The sequence below is a fragment of the Armatimonas sp. genome (assembly GCF_964826245.1).
The window spans coordinates 1-9,155 of record NZ_CBAYMC010000182.1; the positions used below are offsets into that span (position 1 = coordinate 1).

General features: G+C 61.2%; 7 protein-coding genes. 4 read left to right on the forward strand and 3 right to left on the reverse strand.

The window, feature by feature from the left end; translation table 11 throughout:
* Together AC1XOS_RS15985 and AC1XOS_RS15990 are read right to left on the reverse strand one after the other, a co-directional pair.
* Window positions 1-874: hypothetical protein (locus AC1XOS_RS15985; protein WP_481963221.1), on the reverse strand; the 874-nt coding region annotated here is incomplete at its 3' end.
* A 53-nt stretch (window positions 875-927) separates the two neighbouring features.
* Entirely contained in the window at window positions 928-1,746 is an 819-nt protein-coding gene (locus AC1XOS_RS15990) for a sugar phosphate isomerase/epimerase family protein (RefSeq protein ID WP_481963222.1), read from the reverse strand.
* A 17-nt stretch (window positions 1,747-1,763) separates the two neighbouring features.
* On the opposite strand from AC1XOS_RS15990, the gene AC1XOS_RS15995 reads away from it, so the two are divergent.
* A complete protein-coding gene (locus AC1XOS_RS15995; protein ID WP_481963223.1) occupies window positions 1,764-3,836 on the forward strand; it encodes a hypothetical protein in 2,073 nt (690 codons plus the stop codon).
* A gap of 39 nt (window positions 3,837-3,875) precedes the next feature.
* A complete protein-coding gene (locus AC1XOS_RS16000) occupies window positions 3,876-5,060 on the forward strand; it encodes a DUF4832 domain-containing protein (RefSeq protein ID WP_481963224.1) in 1,185 nt (394 codons plus the stop codon).
* A 5-nt stretch (window positions 5,061-5,065) separates the two neighbouring features.
* Here AC1XOS_RS16000 and AC1XOS_RS16005 read toward each other — a convergent pair whose 3' ends face one another.
* Window positions 5,066-6,238: a J domain-containing protein gene (locus AC1XOS_RS16005; protein ID WP_481963225.1), complete on the reverse strand. Its 1,173-nt coding sequence runs from the start codon at window positions 6,236-6,238 to the stop codon at window positions 5,066-5,068.
* A gap of 286 nt (window positions 6,239-6,524) precedes the next feature.
* On the opposite strand from AC1XOS_RS16005, the gene AC1XOS_RS16010 reads away from it, so the two are divergent.
* Together AC1XOS_RS16010 and AC1XOS_RS16015 are read left to right on the forward strand one after the other, a co-directional pair.
* Entirely contained in the window at window positions 6,525-7,847 is a 1,323-nt protein-coding gene (locus tag AC1XOS_RS16010; protein WP_481963226.1) for a hypothetical protein, read from the forward strand.
* Between the two features lie 41 nt (window positions 7,848-7,888).
* On the forward strand, window positions 7,889-9,155 hold a 1,267-nt coding region (locus AC1XOS_RS16015), incomplete at its 3' end, for a carboxypeptidase regulatory-like domain-containing protein (protein ID WP_481963227.1).

A 9,155-nucleotide genomic window follows, 5' to 3' on the forward strand; every position in this document is an offset into this window, starting at 1 on the left:
GGCTCCCTCCCGGGTTCGTCCCGCCGCCAAAGACCGAAGTATTCCCTCCACGGGTCGCGTTGGGTGTCGTGCCATAGTTGAAGCGATCTGAGCTTCCCTGGCCTTGGGCGCGCTCCTCACTAAACCGTGCGGGTGCCTGAAAGCCAGGACGTGAGGGCTGCCGAAATGTCGGGCGACCACGATCCCAGTCTTTGTCGCGGATACTGTCGCGGGAGCCATCCCAGCGATTTCGCTGATCCACAAAGATCGGACGTGTGTCGCGGATCACGATAGGGCGAATCCCGGCTCCCGGCCAGAAACCACAGTAGTCGTCCCAGTTGTTCCAGAAGCGGTTGCCCACCGAGATTGTCAAACACGACATGGGAGAGTAGACGATCCCACTACGCCAGGGCTGGTTGCCCCAGTAGCCACCAAAGACCGTCATCCCTGGAAACCAGCCCATGCCACAGTAAGCATCCCAGCTTGGCGCTAGTCCCATGTAGACGGGTCGGGTGTAGAAGTAGCGCTGCGGGAAAGGGAACCAGCGCCCGTTGGCAACTGCCGCATTCTCCAAGAAACCATTATCGGGCAAGTAGAGAGTGGGGACATTATTGCCTTCATTGACAAAGTACATCGCGCTATTGGTCTTGCCAAACTGCATCGCATAGAGATTCCCAGAGAATGGCACCGAGATCATCTGTCCATTCTCATCGGTCAGTAAGTAGCCATTCGAGTCGAAGACCGCTCGGACGATAGGAATTGGCTGGTTGCGCGGAGTCTCACGCCAATCAAAAACATCCGCACGCGACTGCGCCAGCGGCGGCGTAGCCGAGAACGTCTGTGCAAATGCCGCGGGGGCCATGAGTAGTAGAGCTGTTGCTAAAAACGCTTTCATCGGAAAATTCTCCTCTGTAATAAGAGACGTCAGAGCAAGACAAAATGTGACAATTATTTTTTGGTGAGGCAGTCACGAACAAACGCCAAGCTCTTGGCAAGACTGGCGGCTTTGTCTTCCCCACTAATGCTACACTCATAAGCAAGCCAGCCAGCGAAGTTTAGCTCACTCAGCACACGAAACGCAGCGACAAAGTCAATGTCGCCCGTTCCTGGCTCATGGCGCGTGTTGTCGGCGAGGTGTAAGTGATAGACATACTTAGCAGCATCCCGAAGTGCTTGCGGGGAGCTTGTCTCCTCGATATGCATGTGGAAGAGATCGGCGAGAATCCCGACGCCTTCGGGGGCGCCCGCGCGCTCGATGACGCGCTGCGCATCGGCAAGCCTTCGCAGATAGTGCTGCTCATAGCGATTCAGCGGCTCCAGCAGAAAGCGCGTGTTGTGTGCCGCCGCGTGGGGCGCAAGCTCTTGCAGTGCGGCGACCATCAGGCCGTCTTCCAGCTCGATGGCGGTCTTGTAGGGCGAGAGATCAGGGACTTTCGGGCCACCAAAGATCGGCGGGACGATCTGCCCCGCCGCACCGACCTCGCCGCAGAATTTTAGCAGCTCCTTGCTGCCTTCTATGGCCTTGCGCCGCCTCTCTTTGTCGGGGTCGAGGAAGTCAAAGCACGGATTGCCGTCAGGGTCGGCGTTGCCACAGACACTGGAGATAGGCACAAGCCCGTTGATCGCCTCGGCATCGCGCAGGCATTTTTCCAGTCCCCCACCCCAGACCCCCAGCTCCAGGCCCTCCACCCCATTGTCGTGCGCCCACTTCGCCTTCGCCGCCGTGGTCGGGCCCGGAATCAGCCCGAGCTGCAGTGCGATTTTCATGAGGGTATAGTACCTCCATGAAGACAGCAAGGGTGCGAACCGTGGGCGGGGTTCCCAGGATCGAAGTGGATGGTAAGCCGACACGGGCTCGGCTTTTCTGGGGTGGAGCCAGCGCGTCGCCGGTCCCGATTGGGGCGGAGCGGGAGATTACGTTCTCCTTTGTCGCGCCGCTTACCACCCAGACGGGGACGATCCACTTTCGCTTTGGTCGTGAGCTAGGCAAGGTCGGGGTGCGCGGGGTGCGCATTGTTGAGGCAGGCTCAGGCCGGGTCGTGCTGGGAGCGGAGCCAGCGTGGAAGGTCTGGCCACCGACCGAGGAGAGCCACGTGGAGTTTGGCGCGGGGGGCTTTGTCGCTCACGTGGTCGCGCCGCCACCGGGCAAGGAGTGGCCGGACTTCCACGTCTTTCACGAGCACCAGCTAAAGCTCACCAAGGGCAAGATCTACCAAGTCAGCCTGAGTGCGGAGGCGACTCCAGCGCGGAGCCTCACGGTCGCGCTCTACCAGCCAGGGACAAGCTACACGTTTCTGGCGGGGCCGTCGGTGCAGTTCGAGAGCCAGGTCAAGCTCGCTGCCGGCGTGGGGGTGAATATTGTCAGCTTTGAAGTGGCGCTTCCCTGGCCAGCCCCCGGCGAGCCGCTAGATTTCCAGGCCTCCGATGTCGCCTGTGAGCGTGTGCTGGCCGCCAACCCTAAGGCACTGCTACTCCCTCGTATTGGGGTCTATCCCCCGCCACACTGGCTCAAGTCCCACCCTGATGATGTCATGCGCTGGGACGACGGCGACCACGGCGGAGGGATGGCCAGCGCGGCGTCGGTGGCCTACCAACGGGACGGTGCGGAGCATCTTTCGGCGCTGGTGACGCACCTTGAGGCGACGTTTGGTGAGCGCATGATTGGCTACCATCCGACGGGCCAGAACACCGGCGAGTGGTTCTGGATGGACTCCTGGACCGGCGCACTTCCAGGCTACACGGCCTGTGATCGCACTGCCTGGGACGCCTGGCGAGCTGCGCAGAAGCTCCCGCCCGCGCCTGTTCCCACACCCGCAGAGCGCAAGGCAAAAACGCCCTCACCCACGGTCGTTGATTTCCACCGCTTCCTCTCCGAGACCATCGCCGACGCCGCGCTGGTGATGGCAAGCGCGGTCCGAAAAGCCAGCAAGGGCAAGAAGCTCTCGCTGCTGTTCTACGGCTACGGCTTCGAGTTCGCCCCGATGCCCAGCGGCCCGGCCAACAGCGGCCACTACGCACTCCATAAGCTCCTCGCCTCGCCCGCAGTGGATATTATCTGTGGCCCGTTTTCCTACTTCGAGCGCAGTATCGGCGGAGTCGGCCCGGTGATGAGCGCCGCGGAGAGCGTCCTCGCCGCAGGAAAGCTCTGGCTCAACGAGGACGACACGCGGACATATCTCGCCAAAGAACGAACCTTCCCCGGCTGGGACTCGGGCGCGGACACACTCGAAGGCACGCTTGGGGTGTTACGGCGCAATCTAGCACAGAACGCCTGCCGCAACCACGCCACGTGGTGGATGGATCTTCCGGGCACGGGCTGGTTCGACGATCCCAAGCTCTGGGAGGAGATACGACGATTCGCCGCCTGGGACGACTACTTTCTCGCCCACCCGACTCCATTCAAACCAGAGATAGCGCTGGTTCTCGACGAAACCGCCGCCTACCAGCTCTCTCCCAACGCTACCCAAAACGCGCCGCTCTCCGCGACGCGCAAGGCACTCGGGCTGGTCGGAGCGCCCTACGGCCAGTACTTGCTCACGGATGTGCTGGCAGGCACGTGTCCGGCTAAGGTGCTAGTCGTCTTGACAACCTCACAACGGATAGCGCTGGAGCGCCGAGCAAACGGCAAGGTGCTGGTCTTCGTGGACGAGAAGGGAGTCACCACCGAGGCGCTCCGAGCAGCCTGCCGTGCGGCGAAAGTCCATCTCTACACCCAGACCGATGCGGTGGTCTTTGCCAACGAGCCACTGATCGCGGTGCATGCCGTGAAGGACGGGCCAGTAACAGTCACCCCGAGGCATGGGGGCAAGCCGGTGACGCTTACCCTCAAGAAAGGAGAGACAGCGTGGCTGCTCTAGGAGTGGGGCGCAAGCTTTGCAAGGGTACACTTTTCTGACATGCCAACCCAACAAAAAGGGCTCTCGCTCACACGCCAGCTCACACAGATTCAGCCCTTCACGGGCCTCGTTCTCTGGCAGGACTCACCGCACCGCAGTACCGACGCAATCTCGCTGGAGTACAGCTATCTAGGCTACAATCAGCTCATCAAGGGCAAAGATAAGTACGACTGGAGCGCTTTAGAGAAGCTTTTAGACAGCATCGCCCACCGCAAGCACCAGGCCATTATTCGCCTCTACGACACCTACGTGGGCAAGCCCACCACGGTGCCGGGCTATATAAAGTCCCTGCCCGATTACAAAGAAACCAAGGGCAGGAGCGAAGGCAAGCACACAAGCTTTCCCGACTGGTCACACCCCGAGTGGCAGCGCTGCACTCTGGCATTTTTCGAGAAGCTCGCCGCCCGCTACGACAGCGACCCACGGCTTGCGTTTCTGCAAGTGGGCTTCGGGCTCTGGGCGGAGTACCATCTCTACGATGGCCCGTTTGCTCTGGGAAAGACCTTTCCCACAAAAGCCTTCCAGACACGCTTCCTGCGCCACCAAAACGCACTCTGGAAGACCACACCCTGGATGCTCTCCATTGATGCCGCCGATGACGAAAGCACGCCCTTTGCGGCAGAAAAGTCCCTACTTGCCCTCAACTTTGGCCTCTTTGACGACTCATTTCTCTGCAAAAGCCACAGTACGGAGAACGCGAAGAACTGGCGTTTCTTTGGTGAGGAGCGCTGGCGCAGCTCGCCACGTGGTGGGGAGCTAAGCTACTACACGGACAGCGACCAGAAGGAAGCACTGGCTCCGAGCGGCCCACATGGGACTCGCTTTGAGACCCTCACACGGCGCTTCCACCTCTCCTTTATGATTGCCAACGACCAGCCAGAGCACCAGCCCATGACGCGCTTTCGTGAGGCAAGCCAGGCGCTGGGCTACCGCTTTCACGTGGAGAAGCTACTTGTGACTCCGGCAGGGCTGGAGATAACCGTGCGCAACCCGGGAATCGCCCCGCTCTACTACGATGCCTACTTTGCCGTAGGCTCGACGCGCTCCTCGACCTCGCTGAAGGGACTCTGTGCCGGTGAGACGCGCCTCTGCCGAGTTCCAGGGGTGGTAGAGGCCAAGACACTACAGATCGCCTGCGATGCTCTCGTGCCTGGCCAGAAAATAGAGTTCAGCGCTGCTCTCTAGCGACCCTATGCCGGAAGGGTATCGAGGAAAGACTTAAACTCGGCGAGGCGCTGGAGAATATCGCCCGAGGGGCCACCGTTCTCAGAAGTCCAGACTTGCTTGGCCCATGTGTTTAGCTCACGTATCCCCACCCAGCGGACGTAGGCACTGTCGGCACACTCCGCGGCTTTCTCAGAGAGTCCGCCCTGGTTGTAGAGAAACGCTGCTTGGGCTCCCACAGCTGCACGCGCATCGAGAATCCTCTCGACCGTGGCAACCGCTAGGGGCTGGCTGACCCCATGCTGGTAAAAGAGCGCCGCCCACTCCCCTTCTCCTTGTAGCACGACGCGTTTGGCGGAGGCATCGTGCCGGGTGGGCATGAGGCCAAGCACAAAGAGTGTCGCCAGAAGGCGCCGGAGAACCTGATTTTCCGTGTCTGCCGCTTTTGTGGAGGTCGTGACGAGCTTTCCAAGCTGCTCCAAGGCGGCAAAGTGCACTTCCAGCCGCTCCCGATCCCGTGCCACAGACTCCTGGGAGAGCCGCTCGGCCAGCTCCTGAATCCGCCTGCCCGCCCGTGGGTCGAGGAGTGCCACGCTCAGCTCACTGCCCACTCCAAAGTTCACCCCGCGTAGCCGAGGCACCAGCAGTGCGCCCCCACCGAGCGTCCCTAAAAAAGCAACCGGGTAGAGAACCCCTACCAATCCTGACAAGCCCATCGCCAGCAGAATAACCGCGGCTTCCAGGCGGACCTTGAGGAGCTTTTTCGTAAACTCGTCCACGCAGGCAGACTTGCGGCTCTCGCGATCCAGAGTAATCCGATCCCGATCCCGCGTGATCCGATCTTTTACGCGACGCACCAGCCCCGAGGAGGTCTTCCCATCCGCGAGCTTTCGCGAGCTTCCCCCCACGCCCGTCCAGAGATTGCGGAGGGCTTCTTCGCCGGTGAAGAAGGGAACAATCGGGCCCGTGGCGCTAGCGCCGAGCTTCCAGTGCCGGTCGTGTTTACTGCGTAGCTCCGCGTTGCTCAGTACCTCATAGGCAATATTGACCCGTACCTGTGCCTCATGTGAGCCGCCCAGATCCGGGTGTGCTCGCCGAGATGCATGCTTAAACGCCGCACGAATCTCCTCATCGGAGACTTCCACGGGCACCTCTAGCACCTCATAGCAATTAAACGTCGTCCAGGACTTAACGGTCATACGAATGATCTTTGAGTAACGGGGTTAGATACACTCATCCTAATTCTCTGCTATGGTTATCGGCAGACAAGCCATAATTTTGCATCACGCTCTGGCGCAAACCTCGCCGCAGGACGAAAAGCCCACCCAGTTCTCGCAGAATCAGAGAGCTGGGTTCCCGCACAGACGTGGCGCAGCATTGCGGTAGGGCAGGCCTTGGTCAAGAAGTAGCCTCTTGCTAAATTCTATCATAGCTTTCCCGCGATACGGGTATACTTACGAGTAGAGTTTGTTCAAAGAGGTACTCATGGAACGTGGCCTACTGATCGTCGCCCTAGTGTTAAGTTTGTTGGTGGGAGGAGTGGGCTTGCTGCCGCCTCGGAAGAGAGTCGCATTCCCCTGGCAGGCGGCCTTGCCGGGTCTGCTCGCCTTTCTTCTCTCCCTCCCCTCCACCGGGGCGTTTGCACCGGGACAGGCGCTCGGACTGGGCGTGCTTCTGGGCGGCGTTTTTGGGGCGCTCGCAGGCTGGCTAGCGCTTCAAGAAAAGCCTGTCGCGGCGGCAGGACTGGCACTGACTCCGCTGGTCTTGCTTCTAAGCCTGCACGGGATGTTCCCTCTGGAGAACCTGCTCGGTGCAACGCTCGGGCTTCTTGCCGCGCTCTGCATAGTCGGCTGGCGCAATCCTGAAGCCCTTCCCACGTTGACAGTCGTAGGCGCACTGGCCGTGAGTGTGGCAACAGCCTCTTGCCTGGGAACATTTCGGCCTACTGGGACGATCAAGACGGGCTGGCTGAGCTTTCCGATGATCTTTACCGCAGGCGCACTTCTCTTGGCCACGGTTCTCATGTTTATCAAGGCAGGAGGCTCACGGCTGGTGGTCGGCATGGTCGGCTACGTGATCTTGGTACTTCTTGCAGTTCGTCCCTTGGCCCTCGTAACCGTCGGAGCTCTGAGTAACTGGGGGCCGATTACCACACCGGCGGCGGCATTTCCTCTTGCGCTGCTTCTCCTCTGCCTGGGAGCCAAGTACCGGACGCTGGGTGTGCTGGCGATGGTTCTTGCCATTACCTCCGCCAACCACACTGGCCAAGGCTATGGAGTTGCTCTGCTCGCCGTTGGATTGGCGTTACTGACACTCCTCACCGAGGAACACGAGACACTCCTCCCCGCTCTGGCCGCACTAGCCGTGGCGGCGCTCTGGCGGCTGGTGGCACAGCGCTTTGACGAGACGCGTGGCTTCGGGCTCCACGAGCAGTACTTGCTGCTGGGCTTGCTGCTCGGTGGCTTGCTCCCCATGCTCGCTCAGGCGGCAGGCTCACTGCTGGGTGCAGGTGCGACCCTGCTTGCGCTCCCGACGGCCCTGACGATTCTCTACGGGCCACGTGCGGGGCTAACTCTGGTGCTAGGCCTGCTCGCCGGGCAGCTCTGGAGCGCCGCGTCGGAGAAGACCAAAACTCTAGCCCCCCTGTTTGCTCTGGGAGTCGCCGCCACAGTCGCGCAGCTTTTAGGGCACCTGGCCCCCCTCGCCGATAGAACCCGCCTCGCCCGCCTCGAGCTGGTCGCAGGAATCGGGCTCGCCTGGCTGATTGTCGCTGGAGTTGGCTACCAGCTGGAGAAGAAACGTCAATGAGCCTCCCCCCCAGCCCCCGCCCAGCGGGGGAGAATACTGTTTTGTCCCCCCGCCCGGCGGGGGTTAGGGGGGTAGCCCCCCTCGCCGCCGTTTTGTTGATCTTAGTTGGCTTTGGTTTACTCTTCACCCAGAGCGAGCCCGTGGGAGCGGTCGAGGGCACCGTGACATTCGCTCGTAACAGCCAGCCTTTTGCCTATAGCCGCGTCTCTCTCCTCTCCGAGAGCGACAGCCGCAGCTGGCGCACCAAGACGGATCGCCAAGGGCACTTTTCCTTCCGGCATATCCCTGTGGGTACCTATAGAGTGGTAGACTCAGCGTCGCACCACTCCAGCCCCCCGCAGACCATCACGGTCACGGAGGCAAAGACCACCTCGACAGATGTCGTGCTCAAACCGACGAGCGCGACACTGGAGCTGGCCTACACGCAGCAGCGCACGTTTGGAACCAAAGAAACCCCGATGCTGACCATCACGGGCATTGGGGACACGGGGCAGAAAATCTCCGTCGAACTCTACCGTGCGCGGCTCTCCGAGGTCCTCTCCAAACCCGAGCGCGCTCTGGCACTGGGACGGCTCGGCAACCGCTACGGCGACGATACCAGCAAGCTCCCGGCAGCGCTCCAGTCGCTTTGTGAGACGCCGCTTGCCACCGACACCCAAGCGATTCCCCGCGTGGATGCCGAGGGGTTCTTCACGCTCCGTCTGCCGCTCAAGGGCGTTAAGAACCAGCCAGGGCTCTACTTTACCCGGCTGATTCATGACAAAGAGTCGGTCTGGAGCTGGGTACACGCCACGGACACCGCGCTGGTGACCTTTCGCTCCCCGCTCGACAACCGCTTAGTGGCCTTCGCCGCCGAGCTAGAGAGCGGTAAGCCCCGCCCCGGCGCGCTGATCCAGCACTTCTTAAATGGCACTGAGACAGCGCGAGGCACGACGGATAATCGTGGGCTGGCGACCCTCAGCCTGCCGTCGGCGCAGACCGCAGGGACGGCGCTCTTGGCCACGATTGGCAACGACGAGACGATGGTCTATGAGCAAAGCGGCTCCGATCCTGAGAGCCAGAGCCTGATCGCCCACACCATCACCGACCGACCTCTCTACCGTCCGGGCCAGACCGTTCACTACAAGACTATCTTGCGCCGCCCCACGCCAGGCAGCCCGTATGCCTATAGTGTCCCCAACAAGGGCACTGCCGAGATCAAGCTAACGGATCCGACAGGGCTTGAGGTACTAAAAGAGACCCGGCCTATTAGCGCCACGGGGGCCGTGATCGGAGAGTTCACACTGAGCGCCGAGGCTCCCACAGGAT

Excerpts from the sequence above, each read along its gene's own strand:
- AC1XOS_RS15990 (WP_481963222.1), bottom strand. The coding sequence starts at position 1,746 with ATGAAAATCGCACTGCAGCTCGGGCTGATTCCGGGCCCGACCACGGCG.
- AC1XOS_RS15995 (WP_481963223.1), top strand. The coding sequence starts at position 1,764 with ATGAAGACAGCAAGGGTGCGAACCGTGGGCGGGGTTCCCAGGATCGAA.
- AC1XOS_RS16000 (WP_481963224.1), top strand. The coding sequence starts at position 3,876 with ATGCCAACCCAACAAAAAGGGCTCTCGCTCACACGCCAGCTCACACAG.
- AC1XOS_RS16005 (WP_481963225.1), bottom strand. The coding sequence starts at position 6,238 with ATGACCGTTAAGTCCTGGACGACGTTTAATTGCTATGAGGTGCTAGAG.
- AC1XOS_RS16010 (WP_481963226.1), top strand. The coding sequence starts at position 6,525 with ATGGAACGTGGCCTACTGATCGTCGCCCTAGTGTTAAGTTTGTTGGTG.